Origin of the sequence: Zavarzinia marina (genome assembly GCF_021568905.1) — a bacterium.
Classification (GTDB): Bacteria; Pseudomonadota; Alphaproteobacteria; order Zavarziniales; family Zavarziniaceae; genus Zavarzinia; species Zavarzinia marina.
In genome coordinates this window covers 287,042-308,717 of the sequence record NZ_JAKGSB010000005.1, presented here as the reverse complement: position 1 = coordinate 308,717, position 21,676 = coordinate 287,042, and the positions used below count along the sequence as shown (strand labels likewise).

The window sequence follows — 21,676 nt, the reverse complement described above, 5'->3', positions numbered from 1 at the left end:
GTTTTTTTTTCGTCCGACTTCGGCGGGTTGTCGCCCCTTGTGGGCATCGGCAGGGCTTCGGCAAAACGGCAATAAAACGTCAATAGCCGAGCCACAAAAATAAAAAGCCCTTAAAAATCAAGGGCTTATCTTTGTAATTGGCGGAGAGGGTGGGATTCGAACCCACGGTACCCGTGAAGGTACAACGGTTTTCGAGACCGTCCCAATCGACCACTCTGGCACCTCTCCGCGAGACGGGGTCGTCGAGGCGGGGAGAGATAGCGGAGGATGGCGGCGGTTGCAAAGGTTTTTTGGGGTGAGCGGATGAGCGGGACGGGCGGGCGCGGGACGGCGATCGAGGCGGCGCTTCGGGCATTGGCGCCGGGCCTGCCGGCGCGGGACCGGGCGGCGGTGGTCGATCGCGCGCTCGGCTCGCGCGGGCTGCGGCAGGCTTCGCCGCCGGCGGCGGCCTGGGCGGCGCTGGCGGCCTATGCCCGGCACGGCTTCACCGAATACGATGCATTGCTGGCCGAGGGCTATGACCGCGACGCCGCGCGCCATTTCACCCGCGACGCCACCGAGGAAGTCCTTCGCGGCTGGGGCTGCCGGCATCCGCTGGATGCGGGACCACCCGGCGCCGGACGGCAGGGCGAAGGGAAGCGTTGACACCGGTTTTCGCATCGCTATAGTGCGCGCTCTCGCGGTGGGCGTCGTCCATCGCGGTGTTCATATATGGGCTCCAGTCGGGCCCCTGCCGCGGAAGACGGCAGCAGGTGGTAAACACCTGTTCAAGAAGGACTGGGTCGAATGTTTGCGGTTATCAAGACCGGCGGCAAGCAGTACAAGGTCGCCGAGAACGATGTCATCTCCGTCGAACGCCTCGAAGGCGAGGCGGGCTCCACCCTGTCGCTGGACCAGGTTCTGATGGTCGGCGAGGGCGAGAGCGTCACCATCGGCGCGCCCACGGTCGCCGGTGCCACCGTCACGGCCGAGATCGTCGGCCAGGCGCGCGGCCCGAAGCTGATCGTCTTCAAGAAGCGCCGCCGTCAGAATTCGCGCCGCAAGAACGGCCATCGCCAGGACCTCACCGTCCTGAAGATCACCAGCATCGCCGTCGCCTGATCGCGCGGTTACGAGAGTTAGGAGCAAACCATGGCTCATAAAAAGGCAGGCGGCTCGTCCCGTAACGGTCGCGATTCCGCTGGTCGCCGTCTCGGCGTCAAGAAGTTCGGTGGCGAGGCCGTGATCCCCGGCAACATCATCATCCGTCAGCGCGGCACCAAGTTCCACCCGGGCGCCAATGTCGGCATCGGCAAGGACCACACCATCTTCGCCCTGATCGAGGGCAAGGTGAAATTCGCCGTCGGCAAGCTGGGCCGGACCTATGTCTCGGTCGAAGGGCTTCCGGTCGCGGCGGAATGATCTGCCGCGCCTCACCGCGGCCCGCAGGGACCCGCGGCTGACAGGCGGGAATTCAGCGGGTCCGGTGCCAGGCGCCGGGCCCGTTTTCTTTTCAGGCTGAACCACGATGAAATTCCTCGACTACGCCAAGATCTACGTGAAGAGCGGCAACGGCGGCGCCGGCTGCGTCTCGTTCCGGCGCGAGAAGTTCATCGAATTCGGCGGCCCCGACGGCGGTGACGGCGGGCGCGGCGGCGATGTCGTCATCGAATGCGTGCAGAACCTGAACACGCTGCTCGACTATCGCTATCAGCAGCATTTCAAGGCCGGCACCGGCGTTCACGGCATGGGCAAGAACCGCCACGGCGCCAACGGCAAGGATATCGTCCTCAAGGTGCCCATGGGCACCCAGATCATGGACGAGGACGAGCAGGAGATCCTGTTCGACTTCACCAAGGCGGGCGAGCGCATCGTGCTGGCCAAGGGCGGCAACGGCGGCTTCGGCAACGCCTATTTCAAGGGTCCGGCCAATCAGGCGCCGCGCCACGCCAACCCCGGCCAGCCCGGCATCGAGATGACCGTCATCCTGCGCCTGAAGCTGATCGCGGACGCCGGTCTCGTCGGCCTGCCCAATGCCGGCAAGTCGACCTTCCTGGCCGCGACCTCGCGCGCCAAGCCGAAGATCGCCGATTATCCCTTCACCACCCTGAAGCCCCAGTTGGGCGTGGTCGCGGTCGACGGCGAGGAATTCGTGCTGGCCGATCTGCCCGGCCTGATCGAGGGTGCGGCCGACGGCATCGGCCTCGGCTCCCAGTTCCTCGCCCACGTCGAGCGCTGCAACGTGCTGATCCATCTGGTCGACGGCACCCAGGAGGATCCCCAGGCCGCCTATCGCATGATCCGGCGCGAGCTGCGCCACTACGGCGAGGGCCTGATCGACAAGCCGGAAGTCATCGCGCTGAACAAGTGCGATGCCATGAGTGCCGAGGAGATCGAGGAGAAGGCCAAGGCCATCGCCCGCTCCGCCCGCAAGTCGCGGAAGGCGATCCACGTCATCTCGGGCCAGACCGGCCAGGGCATCACCGAGATGCTGCGCGACGCGATCGGTCCCATCCGCGCGCGCCGCGCCGAGGAAGCCTTCGAAAACCGCGAATCCCACGCCCCGACCCCGGCGGAGGGCTGGCGACCGTGACGCTTCGGACCCGCTGAACCGATCCGTAGCGTTACACGAGGGGGAATCCCCATGACCATCGCCGAAACACCCCATTCGAAGCTTGTCACCAGTGCCGCGCGGCTGCGCGCCGCAGGGCGCATCGTCATCAAGATCGGCTCCGCCCTGCTGGTCGATCCGGAAAGCGGCAAGCTGCGCCGCCACTGGCTGGAGGGGGTCGCCGCCGACGTCGCCATGGCGAGGGCGCGCGGCCAGGACGTGATCATCGTCTCATCCGGCGCGATCGCGCTCGGGTGCCGTCATCTGAACCTGCCGAAGGGCGTCCTCAAGCTCGAGGAAAAGCAGGCCGCCGCCGCCGTCGGCCAGATCCGCCTGTCCCATGCCTGGCAGGAAGTGCTGGGCGCTCACGGCATTTCGACCGCCCAGGTCCTGCTGACCCTGGACGACACCGAGAACCGCCGGCGTTACCTCAATGGCCGCAGCACCATGGGCACCCTGCTGAAGCTGGGCGCCGTTCCCGTGATCAACGAGAACGACACGGTCGCCACCTCCGAGATCCGCTATGGCGACAATGATCGCCTGGCGGCGCGGGTGGCCGAACTCGCCTCCGCCGATTGCCTGGTGCTGCTTTCCGACATCGACGGGCTCTATACGGCGAATCCGAGCACGGACCCCACGGCGCGGCGCCTCGACACGGTGACCGGCATCACGGCCCAGATCGAGGCCATGGCCGGCGATCCCGTCTCGGGCGTCGGCTCCGGCGGCATGCGCACCAAGGTCGCGGCGGCGCGCGTGGCCTTGGCCGCCGGCTGTTCCATGGTGATCGGCTCCGGCCATGTCGAACGCCCGATCTCGGCGCTCGAAGCCGGCGCCAACTGCACCTGGTTCCTGGCCGACCGCAGCCCGCGCCAGGCGCGCAAGCTCTGGATCGGCGGCAGCCTGGGGCCGAAGGGCCGCCTGATCGTCGACGAGGGTGCCGCCAAGGCGCTGGCCAAGGGCAAGAGCCTGCTGCCCGCCGGTGTCCGCGCGGTCGAGGGCGAATTCAGCCGGGGCGATGCCGTCGTCGTCGTCGGGCCGGACGGCAAGGCGCTGGGGCGCGGGCTGATCGCCTATGCGTCCGAGGATGCGCGGGCCATCGCCGGGCATAAATCCGGTGAAATCGAGAATATCCTCGGCTACCGTGGCCGGGACGAGATGATCCATCGCGACGACCTCGCGACAGACGACTGAAGAAGAAGCCGAAGAAGAGCCATGCGTGACGTGACCCTGGCCAAGGACGCCGAGATCCTGGATGCGACCGCCCTGATGGCGGATATGGGCGCGCGTGCGCGTGCCGCCGCCCGCACCCTGGCCACCCTGCCGGCCGCGACCAAGACCGAGGCCCTGAACGCCGCCGCCACCGCCATCCGCGCCGCGACGCCGGCGATCCTCGCCGCCAATGCGGTCGATCTGGAGCGCGGCCGGGCCATGGGCCTGTCCAATGCCCTCCTCGACCGCCTGCTGCTGAACGAGGCGCGGGTCGAGGGCATCGCCGAAGGCATCGAGACCGTCGCGGCGCTAGCCGACCCGGTCGATCAGGTCGCCGCCGAATGGGACCGGCCCAACGGGCTGCGCATCCAGCGCGTCCGGGTGCCGATCGGCGTGATCGGCATCATCTATGAAAGCCGGCCCAACGTGACGGCGGATGCCGCCGCGCTCTGCCTGCGCTCCGGCAATGCCGTCATCCTGCGCGGCGGTTCGGAAGCCTTGAATTCGTCCCGCGCGATCCATGCCGCCTTCGTTTCGGGCATGGCCGCCCATGGCGTGCCGGCGGACGCGGTCCAACTGGTGCCGGTCGCGGACCGGGCCATGGTCGGCGCCATGCTGGCGGCGCAGGACCTGATCGACGTGATCGTGCCGCGCGGCGGCAAATCCCTGGTCGGCCGCGTCCAGGCGGAGGCGCGGGTGCCCGTGCTCGCCCATCTGGACGGCAACAACCATGTCTATGTCGACGGCAAGGCCAACCCCGAGATGGCCCTGGCGATCGTGCGCAACGCCAAGCTGCGGCGCACCGGCGTCTGCGGCGCGGCCGAGACGGTGCTGGTCGACGAAGCCGCCGGCCCCCTGCTGTCCGCCGTCGTCGAGATGCTGCTGGACGCCGGCTGCGAGGTGCGCGGCGACAGGGCGGCCCAGGCCGCCGATCCCCGCGTCGTGCCGGCGGTCGACGCCGATTGGGACACGGAATATCTGGAAGCCATCGTCGCCGTGAAACAGGTGGCGGGGGTCGAGGGGGCGATCGCCCATATCGCGCGCCACGGCAGCGGCCATACGGATGCCATCGTGACCGGGGACGCGGCGACGGCCGAACGCTTCCTGAGCGCGGTCGATTCCGCCATCGTCACCCTGAACGCCTCCACCCAATTCGCCGATGGCGGCGAATTCGGCTTCGGGGCCGAGATCGGTATTTCCACCGGCCGCCTGCATGCCCGCGGGCCGGTCGGGGCGGAACAGCTCACCACCATGAAATATCTGGTGCGCGGCACGGGCCAGATCCGGCCTTGATTCTGCCCGCCGTTTCAGCCCTGTCGCGGATCAGGACGGCGGGTTCCGTCGGCGGGCTGTCGATCGGCCTGTTCGGCGGCTCGTTCAACCCGGCCCATCCCGGCCATCGCGACGTCGCCCTGTCGGCATTGCGCCACTTGGGACTGGATCAGGTGTGGTGGCTGGTTTCGCCCCAGAACCCCCTGAAGTCGGCGGCGGAAATGGCGTCCCAGGCCGCGCGCCTGGCTTCGGCCGAGGCGATGATCGCGGGCCATCCCCGCCTGCTGGCGACCGATCTCGAAAGCCGCCTCGGCACCGTCTATACCGCCGAGACGATCCGCGTGCTGCACCGGCGCTTTCCGCGCCTTCGCTTCGTCTGGCTGATGGGGGCCGACAATCTGGCCGGCATCCACCGCTGGCGCCATTGGCAGCATATCTTTCACGATGTGCCGGTTGCCGTCTTCGACCGGCCTTCCTATTCTCTGGCGGCATTGGGCGCGCCGGCCGCGCATCGTTTCGCCGCCGCGCGGCTGACGGGCCCCGCCCGCCGTACCCTGAGATCCGCACGGACGCCCGCCTGGGCCTTCGTGACCATGAAACTGAACCCGGCATCCGCCACCGCCATTCGCGCCGGCCGCGCGCCGGCCCGCTAGGAGGACAAGATCCTGCCCCCGCGCAAGCAATCCTCGGAAGACGTCACCGAGTCCGAAGTCGACGCCGCCGTGCCCGCCAAGCCGAAGCGCATCCGTCTGCGCAAGAAGCCGGCGGACGAGGCCGGGACCGACGCCACCCTGATCGCCGTCGACATGGCGGCGGAGCGCAAGAAGCCGCGGAAGGCGAAGGCCAGGCCCGCGCCGTCGGACGACGCGCGCACCCTTCTCGACCTGATCGTGAAGACGCTGGACGACAACAAGGCGGAAGAGATCCTGACCATCGATCTGGCCGGCAAGTCGTCGATCGCCGATTTCATGGTCATCGCCAACGGCCGTTCCGGCCGTCAGGTGACGGCATTGGCCGACTATGTCGTCAAGGCGGTGGACGAGGCCAAGCTGGGCCCCTGCCGGACCGAGGGCAAAGCGGCCGGCGACTGGGTGCTGATCGACGCCATCGACGTCATCGTCCATCTGTTCCGCCCCGAAGTGCGCGAATTCTACAAGCTCGAGAAGATGTGGCAGGCCGATTTCCGGCCGGAGACGGAGTGAGGCCGGGCGGCGGCCGGCCATGCTGGGCCTGAGGCTCTCCCTCGTCGCGGTCGGGCGTTTCGGCGCCAAGGATCCCGAGCGCAGCCTGTTCGAGACCTATGCCAGGCGTCTGAAACCGCCGATCGAGATGATCGAGGTCGAGGAGAAGCGCCTTTCGGGCACCGCCCGCCGGAAGCGCGAGGGCGAACTGCTGCTGGCCGCCGTGCCGGCCGGGGCGGCGATCGTCGCCATGGACGGACGCGGCGACGTGCTCTCGTCCGAAGGGCTGGCGGGGCGCCTGGACCGCTTCCGCGCCCAGGGCGTCGGCAAGGTCGCGTTTCTCGTCGGCGGGGCCGACGGTCACGACGACACGGTTCGCAGCGCCGCCGCATTCTGCTATTCATTCGGTCCCGCGACCTGGCCGCATCTGATGGTGCGCGCCATGCTCGCGGAGCAGCTCTATCGTGCTGGCACCATCCTGGATGGGCACCCATATCACAGGGCATGAGAGAGGGAGCGATTTCGCTCCCGCTTCGTTTACCCGGCGTTCGCATTCTTCGTTCAAGGTTTGGCCATGACTGACGCAACCCTTCCCGTGACCCCGCAGAAACCCGTCGTTCTGTGCATCCTGGACGGATGGGGCTGGCGCGAGGGTGGCGAGGACAACGCCATCGCCAAGGCCCGGACCCCGAACTGGCGGCGCCTGGTCGCCGACTGCCCGCGCGCCCTGATCCAGACGTCCGGTCTGTCCGTCGGCCTGCCGGACGGCCAGATGGGCAATTCCGAGGTCGGCCACATGAACCTGGGCGGCGGCCGCGTCGTCATGCAGGATCTGCCGCGCATCGACCAGGCGATCACCGACGGCACCCTGGCCGACAATGCCGTCCTGCTGAAGGTGATCGAGGCGGTGAAGGCGAAGGGCGGCGTGCTGCATCTCCTGGGCCTGCTGTCGCCGGGCGGCGTGCATTCCCATCAGGACCATCTGGTCGCCCTGATCAAGATCGCGTCCAGCCACGGCGTCGACACCGTCGTCCACGGTTTCCTCGACGGCCGCGACACCCCGCCGAAGAGCGCGCTCGACTATCTGGCCGATTTCGGGACGGCGCTGGACGGCGTGCCGGGCTGGCGCTTCGGCACGATTTCCGGGCGCTATTTCGCCATGGACCGCGACAAGCGCTGGGACCGGGTCGGTCTCGCCTATGGCGCGCTCGTCGATGCCGCCGGCGAAAGCGCGCCGGACGCCCGCGCCGCCGTCGAAGCCTCCTACGCCGCCGGCAAGACCGATGAATTCGTCCTGCCGACCGCGATCGGCAATTATCGCGGCATGAACGCGGGCGACGGCCTGCTGATGGCCAATTTCCGCGCCGACCGCGCGCGCGAGATCCTGATCGCCCTGCTGGACCCGGATTTCGACGGTTTCCCGCGCGCCCGCGTGCCCGATTTTTCCGGCATCGCCGGCATGGTCGAATATTCGAGCCAGTTGAACGCCCTGATCCCCGCGATCTTCCCGGCCGAACGGGTGGAGGACCCGCTGGGCGCCGTGGTCGCCAAGGCCGGCAAGACCCAGTTGCGCATCGCCGAGACCGAGAAATACGCCCACGTCACCTTCTTCTTCAACGGCGGCGAGGAGACGGTGTTCGAGGGCGAGGACCGCATCCTGGTGCCCAGCCCCAAGGTCGCGACCTATGACCTCGCCCCCGCCATGTCGGCGCCCGAGGTGACCGACCGCCTGGTGGAAGCGATCGCGGGCAAGGGTTACGACCTGATCGTGGTCAATTACGCCAATCCCGACATGGTCGGCCACACCGGCATCATGGCGGCGGCGATCGAGGCGGTGGAGACCATCGACACCTGCCTGGGCCGCCTGTCGGAGGCGGTGGCGGCGGCCGGCGGCGTCATGCTGGTGACCGCCGATCACGGCAATATCGAGCAGATGTTCGACGCCGATACCCATGGCGCCCATACCGCCCATACCACCAATCTGGTGCCCGCCCTGCTGTTCAACGCCGAAAGCGCCGTCGCCCTTTCGGACGGGCGGCTGGCGGATATCGCGCCCACGCTGCTGCCGTTCCTCGGCCTCGACCAGCCGGCGGTGATGACGGGCCATTCCCTGCTGGTACCGGCGGATGCCGGTGCGAAAGCCGCCCATGCGCCCGCGACGCGTGCCAGCGCCTGACGCCCGGCGCCGGCACGCATTTCTCCTTCTCCTGGCCGCCGGGGTCTTCCTCGGCGGCGTGGAAAACGGCCTCGGGCAGGAGGCCGATCCTTCGAAACTTCGCGCGGTCCAGGCCGAACTGGAAGACGCGCGCCGCCGCCAGGCCGAGGTCGAGGCGGAAAAGGCCCGCCTGGCCCGGGAAATCGACAGCCTGAAGACCCAATTGGTCGAACGCGCCGCCCAATTGCGCGAGCGCGAGGCGGCGGCCGATACGATCGAACGGCGCATGGCCGAACTCGCCGCCTCCGAAGCCGAAAAGACCGCCGCCCTGGCCGACCGCCGCGCCGCCCTGTCGCGCCTTCTCGGCGCCCTGACGCGGCTGTCGCGGCGCCCGCCGGTCCTGCTCATGGTCCGGCGCCAGAATGCCCTCGACATCGCCCATACCGGCACCGTGCTGCGCGACCTTCTGCCCGAATTGCGTGATCGGGCCAATGCCCTCGGCCGCGACCTGACCGCGCTGGCGGCCCTGCGCGCCCGTCTCGCGGTCGAACGCGGCAGCCTCGAGGACACGCTGGCGGCGCTGGCCGTCGAACGGGCCGAGCTGGACAGGCTGCTGGGGCGAAAGGCGACGGACGACAAGCGCCTGGCCGGCCTCGCCGCCGCCGAATCGCGCCGGGTCGACCGTCTGGCCGCCGAAGCGAAGTCGATCGAGGAACTGATCGCGGCGGTCGAGAAGCAGCGCCGGGCGCGCGAGGCGGCCGAGGCGGCGGAGGCCGCGCGCCGCGCCGCAGAACGGGCGGCGGCAGTCGCCGCCGCGACGCCCCCGGGCGAGCAGGCGGTGCCGGTCCCGGCCGAAGCCCCGAGACCCGCCATTCTGGCCCGTTTCGCCACCCTGAAGGGCAAATTGCCGTTGCCGGCGGCGGGCGAGATCGTCGCGCGCTTCGGCGATCGCCAGGCGAACGGCCTGACCGCCAGGGGCTTTCGCATCGCCACCAGGGCCGGCGCGGGGGTCACCGCGCCCGCCGCGGGCTCCGTCGCCTTCGCCGGCGCGTTTTCAGGCTATGGCCAACTCTTGATCCTGTCGCAAGGCGACGGGTATCATCTCCTCCTCGCGGGGATGGAGCGTATCGACGTGACCGTCGGGCAGAAGGTTCTGGCTGGTGAGCCGGTCGGTCAGATGGAAGGTGCCGCCGAGGGTAGCCGTCCTGTTCTATATATCGAACTGAGGCACGATGGGGCGCCTGTGGATCTCGGTCCCTGGCTGTCGCCACGCGCCACCAAGGTAAGCGGATGAAGCGAATGAATCGAGCAGTCGTGGCCTTCCTCGCGTTCGCGGCGGGCGCCGCCGTGCCCCTGGTGGTGGAGGCCGCGTCCTCGGCCGAAACCTACCGCCAGCTCAATCTCTTCGGCGACGTCTACGACCGCGTGAAGAGCGACTATGTCGACGAGGTGACGGACGAGAAGCTGGTGGAGGCTGCCATCAACGGCATGCTCGCCTCTCTCGATCCTCATTCCTCCTACATGAACGCCAAGGCCTACGGCGACATGCAGGTGCAGACCGACGGCGAATTCGGCGGCCTCGGCATCGAGGTCACGATGGAGAACGGCTACGTCAAGGTGGTCACCCCCATCGACGACACGCCGGCGTCGCGCGCCGGGCTGAAGACCGGGGACTACATCATCGCCCTCGACGGCAAGGACGTGATGGGCCTGACCCTGCAGGAAGCGGTCGAGCAGATGCGCGGCCCGATCGATTCCAAGATCGTCGTCTCGATCAAGCGCGAAGGGGTGACCAAGCCCTTCGACGTCACCATCACCCGCGCCGTCATCCGCATCCGCGCCGTGCGCTCGCGCCGGGAAGGCGATGCGATCTACGTCCGCGTCACCCAGTTCAACAAGCAGGTGGATTCGGGTGTGAAGCAGGCGATCACCGACCTCGCGCGCGAGATCGGCCCCGACAAGGTGCAGGGCGTCGTCCTCGACCTGCGCAACAACCCGGGCGGCCTGCTCGATCAGGCGGTGGCGATTTCCGACGAATTCCTCGACCGGGGCGAAATCGTCTCGACCCGCGGCCGTCACCCGGACGACGTCTCGCGTTACAGCGCGACGCGCGGCGACATGGCCGAGGGCAAGCCGGTGATCGTGCTGATCAACGGCGGTTCCGCCTCGGCCTCGGAAATCGTCGCCGGCGCCCTGCAGGACCATCAGCGCGCGGTGATCATGGGCACGCGCTCCTTCGGCAAGGGGTCGGTGCAGACCATCATCCCGCTGCCGAACCAGGGCGCGCTGCGCCTGACCACGGCGCGCTACTACACCCCGTCCGGCCGCTCGATCCAGGCCAAGGGAATCGAGCCCGACCGCGTCGTCACCCAGCCCCTGCCCGATGGCGTCGATCCCGAGGATGCGCCCGAACTGCGCTCGGAAGCCGATCTGCCCAACCATCTCGCCGGCGAAGGCGAGGAGGATACGGGCCCGCGCAGCGCCCAGAGCATTCCCGATGACCGCAGCCAGGACGCGCAGCTCGATCAGGCTCTGGCCCTGCTGAAGACGCTGAAGGTGGTCGACGGCAAGATCGCCAATTGACGGCGCGGAGCCCCGCGATGGCGGACGGCGAGAAGGAGCAGGACGCGACGGACGATGCCGAGACCGTCGCGCCGGAGGCGGAGACGGCGGAACCCCGCCGCCCCCCGGTTCTCGCCTTCGCCGTCCTCGGCACGGTCGCCGCCGTCGGCGCCCTGGTCGCCTGGGCGGCCCTGAGCGGCCCGGGCGGCGCCGGCCGCGAAGGCCGGATCGTCGTCCGCATCGCGGATGCCCCCACCGAAAAAGCCCCGGCCGAGGACCTGGTCGCCGGCCATGAGACCCCGGCGGTGCCGGAAGGCCACGGCTCGGAAGCAACCCAAGACGAGCCGGCCGGCGGAGACGCGGAACACGGCGCGGTGGTGGACGCCCCCGAACCACCGGCAGCCGGCCACGATACCCCTTCACCGGCGGAACCCGCCGAGACCCATGCCCCCGCGACCGCCCCTGGCGCGGAGCCCAATCATGACGCCGACCCCGGTCATGATGCGGCCCCCGTCCCGGCCGCTGACGTCGCCCTGGCGCCGGCCCCCGATCCCCGTCTGGTGGAACGGGGCCGCGACGGCAGCCTGCCGGTGATCGGGCCCGACGGACGCCAGCCCTGGCGCGTCTACGCCCGGCCCTTCGGCGACCATACGGCGCGACCGCGCGTGGCGATCGTCGTCGCCGGCCTGGGCCTTCGCGAGTCGACCTCGACCGGGGCGATCGAGACCCTGCCGCCCGACGTCACCCTGGCCTTCTCGCCCTATGCCCGCAACCTGGACGACTGGGCCGCCAAGGCCCGCCGGGCAGGCCATGAATTCCTGATCCAGGTGCCGATGGAACCGGTCGATTTCCCGACCAGCGATCCCGGCCCCAAGGCGCTGATGACCGATCTTTCCGCCGCCGACAACCGCTCGCGCCTGGAATGGAGCCTGTCGCGCACCACCGGCTATGTCGGCGTGATGACCTATATGGGCTCGCGCTTCACCGCCGATGCCGCCGCCGTCCGCCCCGCCGCCGAGGCGCTGCGCGCGCGCGGCCTGATGGTGCTGGACAGCCGCACCGCCGATACCTCCGTCCTGCCGGAAATCGCGGGCGAGATCGGCCTGCCGCGCGCCGTCGCCACCCGCTTCATCGATGCGACGCCCACGCGTGCCGCCGTCGATGCCCGCCTCGCTGAATTGGAGCGTTTCGCCCGCCAGGGTGGCGCCGCCATCGGCATCGCCGCCGATTATCCGGGCTCGATCGAGCGGATCGCGGCCTGGAGCGCCGGCCTCGCCGACAAGGGCCTGGTGCTGGCGCCGGTCAGCGCGCTTGCCGACACGGTTACACTTCCCGACACCCTTCCCGGCGGCGATGCCCCAGAACCCGCGGCGCATGGCGCGGCTCCGCATGCCGCCGACGCGCCCCATCCCGAGTAATCCGTTCCGTAACACGAGTCACGCCCATGGATATATCCGCCCTGCCCTACCGCCCCTGTGTCGGCATCATGCTGATCAACCCCGACGGCCTCGTCTTCGTCGGGCAGCGGATCGACAATCTGGTGGAGGCATGGCAGATGCCCCAGGGCGGCATCGACGAGGGCGAGGCGCCGGAGACCGCCGCGATCCGGGAATTGGGCGAGGAGATCGGCACCGAAAAGGCCGAGATCGTCGCCGAAAGCCGGGACTGGCTGACCTATGACCTGCCGGCCGAACTGGTGCCCAAGGTCTGGAAGGGGCGCTATCGCGGGCAGCGCCAGAAATGGTACGCCATGCGTTTCCTCGGCACCGACGCCGACATCGACATCGGAACCAGACATCCCGAATTCGCCGCCTGGCGCTGGGTTCCTCACGGCGATCTGCCGGGCCTGATCGTGCCGTTCAAACGCGCCCTCTACGAAGCCGTGGTCGCCGAGTTCGCCCCCCTCTTCTCGGCCTGACGGAGGGCATGATGGCACCACGGAAAGCGAAAGCCGCAAGAGGCGAGATGGTCCTGATCCACGGCGCCTTCTGCGCCGGCTGGGCGATGGAGAACTGGGCGGGCGCGATGACGGCGCGGGGCTGGAACTGCCACACCCCGGATCTCCTGCATCACGACACGCCCGCCCATGGCCGGCCCCACCACAATCTGGGCCGCACCAGCCTGGTCGACTATGCCGACGACCTCGCGCGCCTGATCAAGAGCCTGCCGGAAAAGCCCGTCCTGGTCGGCCATTCCATGGGCGGCCTGCTGGCCCAGATGCTGGCGTCGCGGGGCCTGGCACGGGCGATCGTGCTGCTGGCGCCGAGCCCGCCCTGGGGCCTGATCCCGTCGACCGACTTCGAGGTTCTGTCGGCGGTCGGCATGGTCGCGACGCTCGGCGTGTTCTGGGACGGGCCGATCCACCCGGTCTATCGCGTTGCCGCCGATCACACCCTGAATCGCCTGCCGCGCAGCGAACGGCGCGCCACCTTCGAGCGTTTCGTGCCGGAATCGGGTCGCGCCGTGTTCGAGATCATGCATTGGCCGTGGGATCTTCGCCGGGCCAGCCGGGTCGAGCCGTGGACCGTGAAATGCCCCGTCTTCGCCGCCGCCGGCAGCGCCGACCGGGTGAATTCCGCGCGCACGGTACAGCGCATCGCCGCGCGCTACCGCGATGGTGACGACCACGCCGTGTTCCGTCTCTACGACGGCTTCAGCCATTGGATGCTGTCCGAGCCCGGCTGGCACGACATGGCCGCGGACGCCGCCGACTGGCTGGACAAGGTGGTGCCCTGAGGGGCGCGTTTTCGCCAAGAGAAAGCGGACCTCAGAACGCCAGCAGATTGTCGCGCAGCGTCTTGCCGGAATATTCGGTGCGCATCAGGCCCCGGCGCTGAAGCGCGGGGACGAGGCCGTCCGTCACCTCGACGATCATGCGGCGGTTGACGCCGAGATGGGGCGTGGTGATCAGGAAGCCGTCGCCGCCGACCTCTTCCATCACCTCGCCCATGCGGTCGGCGATACTGTCGGGCGTGCCGATCAGGGGCACCGACGAGACGAGCCCGCCCGAGGCCTCGGTCACCAGCCGGCGCAGGCTCTTGCCGGACCCCCATTGCTGGAAGGCGTCGAGCGAACCCTGCTCGCCATTGGTGGTGAGCCTTTCCGGCAGGGGCTGGTCGAGATCGAACTGCTTGAAGTCGATGTCGGTGATCGAGGAGATCAGGCACAGGTTCAATTCGATGAAGGTCGGATCCTCGACCATGCGGGCGTATTTCGCCCGGGCCTCCGCCTCGGTCTCGGCCAGGGTCGGGGCGACGAGATAGAGCACCTTGATCGAATCCGGATCGCGGCCGAGGGCGGCGGCGCGGGCGCGGATGTCGTCGCGGAACGCCTTCATGGCTTCGACGCCCTGATTGACCGCGACCACGGCGTCGGCGTGCTTCGCCGCGAAGTCGCGCCCCTTGGGCGAGGCGCCGGCCTGGATGCGGGCGGGAATGCCCTGGGGCGAGCGCACCGTGTTCAAGGGGCCCCGGCACTTGAAGAAGCGGCCTTCGAAATCGATCCGCCGGACCTTGGTGAAATCGGCGTAGGTGCCGGTCTCGCGGTCGCGCACCACGGCATCGGCGTCCCAGGAGTCGAAGAGCTGATAGACGAGGTCCATGTATTCGTGCGCCATGTCGTAGCGCAGTTCGCGCGGCGGCAGGGCGTCGAGGCCGAAATTCTGGGCCGCCGCATTCTCGGCGCTGGTCACGATGTTCCAGCCGAAGCGCCCCTCCGCCAGACTGTCGATGGTGGAGCACAGGCGGGCCAGCAGGAACGGTGGATAGCCGAGGGTGGAGAGGGTGGCGACGATGCCGATCCTCGAGGTCTTGCCCGCGATCATGGCCGCCAGCGGCGCCGGATCGCCCTTGGGCACCATGCCGAGCGCGTGTTTCAGGACCGCCTCCGAGGTGCCGCCGTAGATTTCCGAAATCGCCAGCTTGTCCTCGAACATGATGTAGTCGAAGCAGGCGCGTTCCAGGGCCTGGGCCATCTCGACATAGAACTGGCCGTTCCACGGATCGCCGCCATTCGCGAAAGTGCCGTTCCATTCGTCCGTGGTGAAATTGGTGAACCAGCCGAGGTGAAAACGCTTGGCCATGGGCGCCGATCCTTCCTCTCGCAGTTGCGAATAAATCCAGATCGAGACTGGCAAAGCGACCCTGCGGCGCCAATCCGCCAGCCGCCGCCGTGCCCCGGCGCGCAAATCTTTGTGCCGAAATCGACAAGTCTCTTTCGCACCGCCGCAAAGATCCTTGGCGCCGCCCGAAGCGCGCCTTACCCTTGACCGATGGTCGCGTTCAGGTGGAGGGCTTGCGATGTTTCGTGAATTCGCGACGGCCGAACCGCTGCCGTCCGGCCCCCTGACGCCCTGGCGCGACGCGGTCAGCGACGTCCTCTTTCCCGTCGACACGATGACCGAGGCAGAGGCCTTCTCGGGCCGGCTCCTGTCCTGGGATCTGGGGGAGGCGTCGGTCGCCTATATGGCCTCGGGCCCGGTCTCCTATCTGCGCGAGGCGCGGCACCTCGCCGCCGACAAGGAGGATGTGCTCCTCGTCTCCTTCGCCACGCGCTCCGAGATCGTCTACACCCAGGGCGGGCTGGAGCTGACCTGCCGGCGCAACCAGATGCTGGTGGAACAGAGCTGCCTGCCCTCGCTCTTCGTCCAGGCCCTGGCGGAAAACGAGGTCTGGAGCCTGCGCGTGCCGCTGGCGGTCATGAAACGCCGGCTCGGCGCCGTCGACCGCATGCCGAGCCTGGTCGCCGATGCCGGCCTCGGCACCGCCGCCCTGCTGCACGACATGCTGCGCCTGATCCCGTCGCGCCTCGCCGCCGCCGGCCGGGCGGAGCGTGCCGGTGTCGGCGACACATTGGTCGACCTGCTGGCCCTGGCGATCGAGAATGATGCCCGTGCCGTCCACAGCGGTCTGTCCACCGTGCGCCGCGCCCATCTCGCCCGGATCGAGCGCCACGTGCGCCGCCACCTGACCGATCCGGCGCTGTGCCCTGACGGCATCGCCGCCGCCTGTGGCATTTCCGTCCGCTATCTGAACGCCCTGTTCAGCCAGGCCCACGGCCATTCGATCGGCCAATGGATCCGCGACCTCAGGCTCGAGGCGGCGGCGGCGCAATTGGCCGATCCGGCCCGGACGGAGACCATCGCCGAAACCGCCTTTCGCTGGGGCTTCCACGATCCCGCCCAGTTCAGCCGCCATTTCCGCCGCCGCTTCGGCCACAGCCCGCGCGAATTGCGCGGCGGACGCCGGGTCTCGGCCGGCTGAACCGCTTCATCCGATTTTCCGATCGCGACACCGGCGACGACGGGTCCCGTCGACGCCCGGGCTCAAATGTGCTTCCTTCGCCCCAGCCCGTCCCCGCGGGCGGCGTTGCGAGAGGAAAACATGGACGGAGCACGGCGGGCGTTCTTCCTGGTGCTGGGCCTGATGTTCGCGGGCCTCGGCGTGCTGGGCGCCTTTCTGCCGGTGATGCCGACGACGATCTTCCTGATCCTCGCCGCCGCCTGCTTCGCCCGCTCCTCGCCCCGGCTCGACGCCTGGCTGATGAACCAACCGCAATTCGGCCCCACGCTGCGGGACTGGCGGCAATACGGCGCCATCTCGCGCCGGGGCAAGACCTTCGCCCTCGGCGGCATGACCCTCGGCTATGGCATCTTCCTGGTCGGCAGCCGCCCCCAATGGTGGCTCGCCCTTGTGGTCTTCGCCGTGATCGGCCTCTCCGCCCTCTATGTCGTCAGCCGCCCGGCCCCACCGGCGTGAATCTCGCGAATGTTGCTATAATGTTCTTGATTTCACGCTATGATGCGCCATGAGCGAAGATCGGAACGAGCCCATCCATCTGGTCGCGGGCGCCGAATCCGGCGACCGCTTCCTGGTCTATGAGACCGCCAAGGGCCTTCGCATGGACATCCGCTTCGAGGGTGAAACCCTGTGGATGACCCAGGCCCAGATCGGGCAGTTGTTCGGGCGGGACCAATCCGTAATTTCCAGACATATCAACAACATCGTGGAAGAGGGCGAATTGCTGGAGCTAGGCAATATGCAAAAAGTGCATATTGCTCGCGCCACACGCCCTGTGACGCTCTACAGCCTGGATATGGTGATCTCGGTCGGCTACCGGGTCTCGTCCGCCCAGGCCACCGTGTTCCGCCGCTGGGCCACCGGCATTCTCGTCCAATACGCCCGCAAGGGTTTCGTGATCGATTCCGCGCGCCTGAAGCGGCCCGACGATGCGGACCGCATCGCCGAACTGCGCGAGATCATCCGCGACATCCGATCGGATGAAGCCAATCTCTACCGCGAACTGCGGACCATCTGCGCCATGTGCCAAGACTATGACGGCAAGAGCGAGGCGGCGCGGACCTTCTACCAGCACACCCAGGCTACCAGCACACCCAGGCCAAGCTCGTCTTCGCGGTAACATCGCATACGCCGGCCGAGATCATCGCCGGCCGTGCCGATGCCGCGGCCCCCGACATGGGGCTGACCAATTGGCCGAAGGACAATATCCGCAAGGCCGATGTCGGCATCTCGAAGAATTATCTCGCCGATGCCGAGGTCCGGGAATTGAACCGGCTGACCAGCATCATGCTGGATATTTTCGAGGATCAGCTCGACCTCGGGCGCCTCGTCGTCATGGCAGACGCCACCCGCCTCTTGGACCGGCAATTGCGGGATTTGGGCCGTTCCGTGCTGAGCGGGGGTGGCAGCATCGGCATCGAAACCGCCAGGCGCCACGCCGAAACGCAATACGAGGCCTTCGACGAGCAGCGAAAGGCCCTGCGCCGGGCCGATGCCGACCGCGCGATCGAAGAACTGCGGGCAGCGGACAAAGCTCTGCCCAAGAGCCGGCGCCCCCGTCCGAAAAACTAGATAGCGATCTTGCCGCGGAACATTGTTCGTCTTCGTCCCAGAGTCGCGTCAGGGCTTCGATCTCGAAAGGTGACATGCCCCTAAGCCTGCGCTCGAAGTCCCTGTCATGCCGGCGAACGTTGGGCTCTTTGTCCTTCTGAGCCCTTCGGCCAACCTGGCGCAAAAAGGTCGCAAGGTCGTTTGCAAGTTTTTCGCGCGGTCTCGGCTTGATGGCTTCATGGGTTGTTTTTACCAAAGCCTCGCAAAGACCTCCATATCGCTTTAGGTCTCGACACGTCGGGGCCCTGGGCCCCCACGGCAGCCTCAGGCCAGCGCCGCGTCGCCGACGAAGGGGTTGCTGCGGCGTTCGTCGCCGAAGGTGGAGAGGGGGCCGTGGCCGGGGACGAAGGTGACGTCGGCGCCGAGCGGCCAGAGCCGGCCGGTGATGGAGCGGACCAGGGTTTCGTGGTCGCCGCGCGGAAAGTCGGTCCGCCCGATGGAGCCCTTGAACAGCACGTCGCCCACGATCGCCAGTTTCGAGGGGGCGTGGAAGAACACCACATGGCCCGGCGTATGGCCGGGGCAATGGCGGACCTCCAGCACTTCCTCGCCCACGGTGACCGTGTCGCCGTCGCTCAGCCAGCGGGTCGGCTCGAAGGCGGGGTAGAGGGGGAAGCCATAGGCTTCGCCCTGGGCGCGCAGGGTTTCGATGAGGAAGGCATCCTCTTCGTGCGGGCCCTCGATCGGCACGCCCGCTTCCGTCGCCAGTTCGCCGGCGGCCGAGGCATGATCGAGATGGCCGTGGGTCAGCAGCACCTTTTCGAGCGTGACGCCGGTCTGTTCGAGGGCCGCGCGCACGCGGTCCAGGTCGCCCCCGGGATCGACGGCCGCACCCTTCATCGTCTTGTCGCACCAGATCAGGCTGCAGTTCTGGGCGAAGGGCGTGACCGGAATGATGCCGGCTTTCAACATGAGCGACCCCGTGGCGAAATCTGACGCAATCTCGCCACGGGTCTAGCATAATGACCGGGCCCAGGCCAACCGCGCCGCCCGTTCCGCTTAACCCCGTTCCGCGTAGCCTCCCCCGTTTCGCGTAGCCCTTGGAATCCGCGCCCGATGGAAAGAATCCGCCGCAATATCGTCGCCGGCCTGCTCGCCAGCCTGCCGCTGCTGCTCACCGCCTGGGTGGTCCGGCTGGTCTTCGATTTCCTGGTCGCCGCCGGGCGCCCAGTGGTGGTCGGCATTGCCAACGGCCTCGCCACCCGACAGCCCGACATTTCCCGCCTGCTCCTCCAGGACTGGTTCCAGAGCCTGCTCGCGGCCGTGGTCACGCTGTTCGCGCTCTATCTCCTGGGCGCGCTGACGACGGCGGTGGTGGGACGTCGCCTGTGGCATCTGTTCGATCGCCTGATGGCGCGCATTCCCTTCGTCGAATCGGTCTATGGCGCCGTGCGCAAGCTGATCACCTCGTTCCAGACGGCGCCCGCCGGCCAGCAGCGCGTGGTGCTGATCGAATTTCCCCATGCCGACATGAAGACCGTCGGCTTCGTCACCAAGCTCTTCACCGACAGCACCACCGGCAGCGAGATTGCCGCCGTCTATGTCCCGACCGCGCCCAACCCGACGTCGGGCTATATGGAACTGGTGCCGTCCGAGCGCCTGGTGTGGCTGGACTGGAACGCCAACGAAGCGATGCAGTTCATCCTCTCGGGCGGAACCGCCGCACCCGAACACCTGACCTTCCATAAGCCTCGGCCCCCATCGATCGCGGATCGGGATGGCGCCTGATCAGGACACTCTTGACCGCGCGCCGCCGGCCCCCGATCCTGCCTGCGCCGCCAAGAAGGCGACCACAGACAAGAAAACAATCAAGAAAACAATGGGGAGACCGGGAGCATGGAAGACCGCATCCGCATCGCGACCTATGAGGACGTACTGGCCATCGAGCGCGTGCCGCTGGCGGAGCGCCTGCATGGCATCACTTCGTCCTATGGCGTGATCGAGCGCGCGGCCCGCCTGCACCGCGACGATCTGGCGCTCCGCTTTCTCCTGCTGGCGGATCCGGATCTGCCGTCCCACGACGTGACCTATGGCGACCTGCTGGCCCAGGTGACCCGGGCGGCCAATCTGTTCCACGATCTCGGCGTCGGGCCGGGCGAGGCCGTCACCCTGCTGCTGCCGAACCTGCCCCAGACCCATTACGCCCTCTGGGGGGCCGAGGCGGCGGGCATCGCCAATCCGATCAATCCCCTGCTGGAGCCGGAAAAGATCGCCGACATCATGCGCAATGCCGGCAGCCGCGTCCTCGTCACCCTGGCGCCCTTCCCGCAGAGCGATCTCTGGGACAAGGCGGTGCAGGTGATCGACCTGGTACCGGATCTCCGCCATGTGCTGCGCATCGACATGGGGCCCTTCGTGCCGGAGGCCATGCGCCCCATGCTGGCGGCCATGACCCCGGCCGACACCAGGCCCACACGGGACGACGTGACGATCGCGGATTTCGACGCCGCCCTCGCCGCCCAGCCGGGGGATCGGCTGGTTTCGGGCCGGGCGATCGCCGAAACCGAGACGGCGGCCTATTTCCACACCGGCGGTACCACGGGCACGCCCAAGCTGGCGCGCCAGAGCCATGCCAATCAGGTGTTCGAGGCCTTCGTCCTCGGCTCCCTGATGGCCGAGCCGGAGGACCGGGTGCTGCTGTGCGGCCTGCCGCTGTTCCATGTCAACGGCACCATGGTGACCGGACTCGCCGCCTTCGCCAGCGGCCGCACCGTCGTCCTGCTGACGCCCCAGGGCTATCGCGGCCAGGGTGTGGTGGCGAATTTCTGGGCCCTGGTCGAACGCTTCCGGGGCAATTCCTTCTCCGGCGTGCCGACGCTCTATGCCGCCCTCATGGACGTCCCCATCGAAGGGCGCGACATTTCCTCGCTGCGGACGGCGATCTGCGGCGCGGCGCCCATGCCCGCCGACCTGATCCGCCGCTTCGAGGCGGCGACGGGGGTGAAGATCCTCGAAGGTTACGGCATGACCGAAGGCACCTGCGCCTCCGCCACCAATCCCCGCTTCGGCGAGCGGCGCGCCGGCTCCGTCGGCTTTCGCCTGCCCTATACGGAGCTTCAGCCCATGCGTCTCGGCGACGACGGCAAGCCGGCGGAGCCCTGCGCGCCGGACGAGGTCGGCGCGCTGTGCATGAAGGGACCCCATGTTTTCCAGGGTTACGTCGGCCGGGAGGCACCCGAGGGCTGGTTCGATACCGGCGATCTGGCCCGGATCGACGAGGATCACTACATCTGGCTGGTCGGCCGTTCGAAGGATCTGATCATCCGCGGCGGCCACAACATCGATCCCCAGATGATCGAGGATGCGCTGACCGCCCATCCAGCGGTGGCGCTTGCCGCCGCCATCGGCCAGCCCGATAGCTATGCCGGCGAATTGCCCGCCGCCTATGTGGCGCTGCGCCCCGGCGCGGAGGTCAGCGCGGACGATCTGAAGGCCTATGTCCGCGCCCGTGTGCCGGAACGCGCCGCGGCCCCCGTTCACCTGGAAATCCTGCCGGAAATGCCGGTGACGGCGGTCGGCAAGATCCACAAGCCGCCGCTGCGCCGGCTCGCCACCGAGCGGATCCTGCGCGAGGCGCTGTCCGCCGCCGGCCTGCGGGCGACGGTCGAGGTGGCGGACGATCCGAAGCACGGCATGCTGGCGCGGATCACGCCGATGCCCGGTATTTCGGCAGAGGCGGTGCGAGAAGTGACCGGTGGCTTTGCCGTCGCGGTGGAAATTGCGGAAACGCCCGATGCCGTAGCGTAAAACGACTCGCTTTTGCCGCAATCGAGGCCTATGGTCCCCCGTTCCTGAAAAG

General features: G+C 68.3%; 23 protein-coding genes and 1 tRNA gene. 21 read left to right on the top strand and 3 right to left on the bottom strand.

The window, feature by feature from the left end:
* Window positions 1-138: 138 nt before the first annotated feature.
* Window positions 139-228 (bottom strand) — tRNA-Ser (locus tag L2U69_RS15145).
* Between the two features lie 75 nt (window positions 229-303).
* On the opposite strand from L2U69_RS15145, the gene L2U69_RS15140 reads away from it, so the two are divergent.
* The 15 genes from L2U69_RS15140 (at window position 304) to L2U69_RS15070 (ending at window position 13,705) form a co-directional block, all read left to right on the top strand.
* On the top strand, window positions 304-645 hold the full coding sequence (locus tag L2U69_RS15140; RefSeq protein WP_236107956.1) for a DUF2293 domain-containing protein: 342 nt from the start codon (window positions 304-306) through the stop codon (window positions 643-645).
* Window positions 646-786: 141 nt separating this feature from the next.
* Window positions 787-1,101 carry a 50S ribosomal protein L21 gene (gene rplU / locus L2U69_RS15135; RefSeq protein WP_236107955.1) on the top strand — a complete coding sequence of 105 codons (315 nt, stop codon included), beginning with the start codon at window positions 787-789 and terminating at the stop codon, window positions 1,099-1,101.
* A 30-nt stretch (window positions 1,102-1,131) separates the two neighbouring features.
* A complete protein-coding gene (rpmA, locus tag L2U69_RS15130; protein WP_236107954.1) occupies window positions 1,132-1,401 on the top strand; it encodes a 50S ribosomal protein L27 in 270 nt (89 codons plus the stop codon).
* Window positions 1,402-1,507: 106 nt separating this feature from the next.
* Window positions 1,508-2,572 (top strand): GTPase ObgE, encoded by a 1,065-nt coding sequence (gene obgE / locus L2U69_RS15125; RefSeq protein WP_236107953.1) that lies wholly within the window; start codon window positions 1,508-1,510, stop codon window positions 2,570-2,572.
* Window positions 2,573-2,623: 51 nt separating this feature from the next.
* The gene (gene proB, locus L2U69_RS15120) at window positions 2,624-3,781 is read left to right on the top strand and encodes a glutamate 5-kinase (protein ID WP_236107952.1); all 1,158 of its coding nucleotides are present in this window, start codon (window positions 2,624-2,626) and stop codon (window positions 3,779-3,781) included.
* A 21-nt stretch (window positions 3,782-3,802) separates the two neighbouring features.
* Window positions 3,803-5,092 (top strand): glutamate-5-semialdehyde dehydrogenase, encoded by a 1,290-nt coding sequence (locus tag L2U69_RS15115; RefSeq protein WP_236107951.1) that lies wholly within the window; start codon window positions 3,803-3,805, stop codon window positions 5,090-5,092.
* Window positions 5,089-5,724, top strand: coding sequence for a nicotinate-nucleotide adenylyltransferase (locus L2U69_RS15110; RefSeq protein WP_329605410.1), 636 nt, complete (start codon window positions 5,089-5,091; stop codon window positions 5,722-5,724). Before L2U69_RS15115 ends, L2U69_RS15110 begins: the two co-directional genes overlap by 4 nt.
* A 69-nt stretch (window positions 5,725-5,793) precedes the next feature.
* Window positions 5,794-6,273 carry a ribosome silencing factor gene (gene rsfS, locus L2U69_RS15105; protein WP_236107950.1) on the top strand — a complete coding sequence of 160 codons (480 nt, stop codon included), beginning with the start codon at window positions 5,794-5,796 and terminating at the stop codon, window positions 6,271-6,273.
* Between the two features lie 19 nt (window positions 6,274-6,292).
* Window positions 6,293-6,760, top strand: coding sequence for a 23S rRNA (pseudouridine(1915)-N(3))-methyltransferase RlmH (locus L2U69_RS15100; RefSeq protein WP_329605409.1), 468 nt, complete (start codon window positions 6,293-6,295; stop codon window positions 6,758-6,760).
* Between the two features lie 66 nt (window positions 6,761-6,826).
* On the top strand, window positions 6,827-8,428 hold the full coding sequence (gene gpmI, locus L2U69_RS15095) for a 2,3-bisphosphoglycerate-independent phosphoglycerate mutase (protein ID WP_236107949.1): 1,602 nt from the start codon (window positions 6,827-6,829) through the stop codon (window positions 8,426-8,428).
* Window positions 8,400-9,701, top strand: coding sequence for a murein hydrolase activator EnvC family protein (locus L2U69_RS15090; RefSeq protein ID WP_236107948.1), 1,302 nt, complete (start codon window positions 8,400-8,402; stop codon window positions 9,699-9,701). The genes gpmI and L2U69_RS15090 overlap by 29 nt, the downstream gene beginning before the upstream one ends.
* Before the next feature lie 5 nt (window positions 9,702-9,706).
* A complete protein-coding gene (locus L2U69_RS15085) occupies window positions 9,707-10,990 on the top strand; it encodes a S41 family peptidase (RefSeq protein WP_408065819.1) in 1,284 nt (427 codons plus the stop codon).
* A 17-nt stretch (window positions 10,991-11,007) separates the two neighbouring features.
* Window positions 11,008-12,387: a divergent polysaccharide deacetylase family protein gene (locus tag L2U69_RS15080; protein ID WP_236107946.1), complete on the top strand. Its 1,380-nt coding sequence runs from the start codon at window positions 11,008-11,010 to the stop codon at window positions 12,385-12,387.
* Between the two features lie 26 nt (window positions 12,388-12,413).
* A complete protein-coding gene (locus tag L2U69_RS15075; protein ID WP_236107945.1) occupies window positions 12,414-12,887 on the top strand; it encodes an RNA pyrophosphohydrolase in 474 nt (157 codons plus the stop codon).
* Window positions 12,888-12,934: 47 nt separating this feature from the next.
* The gene (locus L2U69_RS15070) at window positions 12,935-13,705 is read left to right on the top strand and encodes an alpha/beta hydrolase (RefSeq protein ID WP_236107944.1); all 771 of its coding nucleotides are present in this window, start codon (window positions 12,935-12,937) and stop codon (window positions 13,703-13,705) included.
* Between the two features lie 31 nt (window positions 13,706-13,736).
* On the opposite strand, the gene L2U69_RS15065 is transcribed toward L2U69_RS15070, so the two are convergent.
* Entirely contained in the window at window positions 13,737-15,050 is a 1,314-nt protein-coding gene (locus L2U69_RS15065) for an NtaA/DmoA family FMN-dependent monooxygenase (RefSeq protein WP_236107943.1), read from the bottom strand.
* 217 nt (window positions 15,051-15,267) lie between these two features.
* Between L2U69_RS15065 and L2U69_RS15060 the strand changes: the two genes are divergently transcribed.
* From L2U69_RS15060 to rhuM (L2U69_RS15045), 4 genes are all read left to right on the top strand, one after another.
* Complete coding sequence (locus L2U69_RS15060; protein WP_236107942.1) at window positions 15,268-16,230, top strand: helix-turn-helix domain-containing protein; 963 nt, start codon at window positions 15,268-15,270, stop codon at window positions 16,228-16,230.
* A gap of 120 nt (window positions 16,231-16,350) precedes the next feature.
* Entirely contained in the window at window positions 16,351-16,725 is a 375-nt protein-coding gene (locus tag L2U69_RS15055) for a YbaN family protein (protein WP_236107941.1), read from the top strand.
* A 49-nt stretch (window positions 16,726-16,774) separates the two neighbouring features.
* Window positions 16,775-17,386 (top strand): RhuM family protein, encoded by a 612-nt coding sequence (gene rhuM, locus L2U69_RS15050; protein WP_236107940.1) that lies wholly within the window; start codon window positions 16,775-16,777, stop codon window positions 17,384-17,386.
* A gap of 20 nt (window positions 17,387-17,406) precedes the next feature.
* Window positions 17,407-17,838 carry a RhuM family protein gene (gene rhuM, locus L2U69_RS15045; RefSeq protein ID WP_329605413.1) on the top strand — a complete coding sequence of 144 codons (432 nt, stop codon included), beginning with the start codon at window positions 17,407-17,409 and terminating at the stop codon, window positions 17,836-17,838.
* Between the two features lie 303 nt (window positions 17,839-18,141).
* Here the strand turns inward: rhuM (L2U69_RS15045) and L2U69_RS15040 are convergent, their stop codons facing one another.
* Entirely contained in the window at window positions 18,142-18,789 is a 648-nt protein-coding gene (locus tag L2U69_RS15040) for an MBL fold metallo-hydrolase (RefSeq protein ID WP_329605408.1), read from the bottom strand.
* Between the two features lie 144 nt (window positions 18,790-18,933).
* On the opposite strand from L2U69_RS15040, the gene L2U69_RS15035 reads away from it, so the two are divergent.
* Complete coding sequence (locus tag L2U69_RS15035; protein ID WP_236107939.1) at window positions 18,934-19,605, top strand: DUF502 domain-containing protein; 672 nt, start codon at window positions 18,934-18,936, stop codon at window positions 19,603-19,605.
* A gap of 108 nt (window positions 19,606-19,713) precedes the next feature.
* On the top strand, window positions 19,714-21,624 hold the full coding sequence (locus L2U69_RS15030) for an acyl-CoA synthetase (RefSeq protein ID WP_236107938.1): 1,911 nt from the start codon (window positions 19,714-19,716) through the stop codon (window positions 21,622-21,624).
* Window positions 21,625-21,676 lie beyond the last annotated feature (52 nt).

Coding starts and splice junctions, on each gene's coding strand:
- L2U69_RS15140 (WP_236107956.1), top strand. CDS start 304: ATGAGCGGGACGGGCGGGCGCGGGACGGCGATCGAGGCGGCGCTTCGG.
- rplU (WP_236107955.1), top strand. CDS start 787: ATGTTTGCGGTTATCAAGACCGGCGGCAAGCAGTACAAGGTCGCCGAG.
- rpmA (WP_236107954.1), top strand. CDS start 1,132: ATGGCTCATAAAAAGGCAGGCGGCTCGTCCCGTAACGGTCGCGATTCC.
- obgE (WP_236107953.1), top strand. CDS start 1,508: ATGAAATTCCTCGACTACGCCAAGATCTACGTGAAGAGCGGCAACGGC.
- proB (WP_236107952.1), top strand. CDS start 2,624: ATGACCATCGCCGAAACACCCCATTCGAAGCTTGTCACCAGTGCCGCG.
- L2U69_RS15115 (WP_236107951.1), top strand. CDS start 3,803: ATGCGTGACGTGACCCTGGCCAAGGACGCCGAGATCCTGGATGCGACC.
- L2U69_RS15100 (WP_329605409.1), top strand. CDS start 6,293: ATGCTGGGCCTGAGGCTCTCCCTCGTCGCGGTCGGGCGTTTCGGCGCC.
- gpmI (WP_236107949.1), top strand. CDS start 6,827: ATGACTGACGCAACCCTTCCCGTGACCCCGCAGAAACCCGTCGTTCTG.
- L2U69_RS15090 (WP_236107948.1), top strand. CDS start 8,400: ATGCGCCCGCGACGCGTGCCAGCGCCTGACGCCCGGCGCCGGCACGCA.
- L2U69_RS15085 (WP_408065819.1), top strand. CDS start 9,707: ATGAATCGAGCAGTCGTGGCCTTCCTCGCGTTCGCGGCGGGCGCCGCC.
- L2U69_RS15080 (WP_236107946.1), top strand. CDS start 11,008: ATGGCGGACGGCGAGAAGGAGCAGGACGCGACGGACGATGCCGAGACC.
- L2U69_RS15075 (WP_236107945.1), top strand. CDS start 12,414: ATGGATATATCCGCCCTGCCCTACCGCCCCTGTGTCGGCATCATGCTG.
- L2U69_RS15070 (WP_236107944.1), top strand. CDS start 12,935: ATGGTCCTGATCCACGGCGCCTTCTGCGCCGGCTGGGCGATGGAGAAC.
- L2U69_RS15065 (WP_236107943.1), bottom strand. CDS start 15,050: ATGGCCAAGCGTTTTCACCTCGGCTGGTTCACCAATTTCACCACGGAC.
- L2U69_RS15060 (WP_236107942.1), top strand. CDS start 15,268: ATGTTTCGTGAATTCGCGACGGCCGAACCGCTGCCGTCCGGCCCCCTG.
- L2U69_RS15055 (WP_236107941.1), top strand. CDS start 16,351: ATGGACGGAGCACGGCGGGCGTTCTTCCTGGTGCTGGGCCTGATGTTC.
- rhuM (WP_236107940.1), top strand. CDS start 16,775: ATGAGCGAAGATCGGAACGAGCCCATCCATCTGGTCGCGGGCGCCGAA.
- L2U69_RS15040 (WP_329605408.1), bottom strand. CDS start 18,789: ATGTTGAAAGCCGGCATCATTCCGGTCACGCCCTTCGCCCAGAACTGC.
- L2U69_RS15035 (WP_236107939.1), top strand. CDS start 18,934: ATGGAAAGAATCCGCCGCAATATCGTCGCCGGCCTGCTCGCCAGCCTG.
- L2U69_RS15030 (WP_236107938.1), top strand. CDS start 19,714: ATGGAAGACCGCATCCGCATCGCGACCTATGAGGACGTACTGGCCATC.